At 72.4% G+C, this 1831-nt stretch carries 2 protein-coding genes; both read right to left on the bottom strand.

The window, feature by feature from the left end; all coding sequences use genetic code 11:
- Positions 1-168 precede the first annotated feature (168 nt).
- On the bottom strand, positions 169-1110 hold the full coding sequence (locus AOK17_RS40315) for a hypothetical protein (RefSeq protein WP_055617602.1): 942 nt from the start codon (positions 1108-1110) through the stop codon (positions 169-171).
- On the bottom strand, positions 1107-1831 hold a 725-nt coding region (locus AOK17_RS40310; RefSeq protein ID WP_245697676.1), incomplete at its 5' end, for a PEP-utilizing enzyme. The genes AOK17_RS40315 and AOK17_RS40310, both read right to left, overlap by 4 nt.

Here is a 1831-nt window from a genome sequence, read left to right as displayed (position 1 = left end):
TTATAAGGGACAGGGAGGAGGGGCGCCTTGGCATCGTAACCCGGGCCGCCGGGGCGAGAGTTGTCCATGTATGGCAGAAGTTGCCCGTGTGGGAGGAGGGGCGGAAGCGACCGGAGTTCCCGACCCCGACTCCGACCCCGGCCACTGCGTTGGTGCGCCGGTGCGCGGTCAGTCGTCGTCCGCGTCCGCGTCGCCGATGCCGACCACCGTGAGGTGCGTACGGTCCAGGCCGGTGTCCTCCAGGCAGCCGCGCAGCCGCATCCGGTCGTGGTCGGTCAGCGCGGGCCGGACCACGCCCGCGAAGAGACCGTCGCCGAGCGTGCCGAGGGTGGCGCGGTTCAGCGGTACGGACGTCGAGTCCCGGCAGCGTTCCCAGAGCTGGTGCGCGGCGAGGGACTCCCGCTCGGCGGTCATGTTCGTACCGCGCATGTCGACCTTCAGCAGCAGCGAGGTCGCCTCGGAGTTCTTCGCGTCCTCCTCGCGGGTCTGGGTGAGGTCGGCGAGCCCCATGACGAGCGCGCCGACCAGCGCGGCCCCGACAGCGCTCACGACGAGCACGCGTGCGGTACGGCCGCGCCGTCCTCGCGCGCCGGTGCCGATGGGCGGCAGGTCGTCCAGGTCGTCAATGCCACGCGGATTGTTTATGCCGTTCGTATCGGCGTCCCGGGCCGGACCGGGTGCCGCCAGGACGGCCAGCCGCCCCGCGAGCCGCCGTTCCGCCGTGGGCCGGGCCGTGGCCGACGCGATCCGCTGCACGATCCAGGCGAGACCGGAGAGCAGCACGCCGGTGACCATCAGGACCGGCACGAAGACGTACGTACGACTCGTCGGCTCCTCCAGCCAGCGGAACCGGTCGCCCGCCGGCCGGGCCTCCTTCTCGCGCAGCCGCGCCAGCACGTCCTCCTGCCGACGGTCCGCGTCACGGATCCGCTCCTCGATCCGCGAGAGGCGCCCGAGCAGCACGATCCCGAGCAGCATCACCTCGACGACCAGCAGCAACACCCCGCACAGGATGGCCCGTTGCCACTGCCACCGGTACAGATAGATGACGACGTACGTTCCCGCTCCCGCAGCCGCCGCACTCCCGAAGAAGTAGGCGACGCGCCTCATCGGGGGTCTCCCTGGGGCGCCTGGCCGACGCTCTGTTGTTCCTCCCGTTGGTCCTGTCGTTCCTGTTGTTCCCTCTGCTGTTCCTGTTCTTCCTTTTCCCGCACATGTACGTCGCCGGTGGTGCCGTCGACCGTCAGGCGGGACCCGGTTGGGAAGCGGCGTACGGCGTCCGTGGCGCCGACGACCGTCGGCAGGCCGAACTCCCTGGCCAGCACGGCGAGATGGGACAGCGGACTGCCCGTCTGCGCGACGAGCCCCGCCAGGCCGGGGAGGAGCGGGGCGAGCGCGGGGTCGAGCGTGCGGACGACGAGTACGGGGTCGGCGGGCCGGGTCCCGGTGCCGTCCCAGGCCGTTCCGGCGGCGCGTCCGCCGGACGCGCCCTGGCCGGCGCCTTCGCTCCCGCCCTTGCCCTTGGCCTTGTCGACGGGCCGTTCGGCGACGACCGTGCCGCCGTCCGCGAGCCGGAACGCGTCGGGCAGGGGCGCCGACACGGCTCGTGGCAGACGTTCCTTGAAGTCGCCGGGGAGGCGGCCGTGTTCGAGCGCGTCGACGAACTCCCGCCACCGCAGCAGCCCGACCTTCGATGCCTCGCCCAGACCGCCCCGTACGACCAGCCGCCGCGCTGCGTCCCGGACGAGCCGCACCTGGAGTTCCTGCACCCAGCGGATACGGAGGCGAAGTGCCTCGCGGGGAGGGAGCGAGGGGAGGGGCGGGGGTGAGG

It is taken from the genome of Streptomyces phaeochromogenes (genome assembly GCF_001418655.1).
Classification (GTDB): Bacteria; Actinomycetota; Actinomycetes; order Streptomycetales; family Streptomycetaceae; genus Streptomyces; species Streptomyces phaeochromogenes.
The sequence above is the reverse complement of the archived record's forward strand: the minus strand, read 5'-3'. Positions and strand labels throughout refer to the sequence as shown.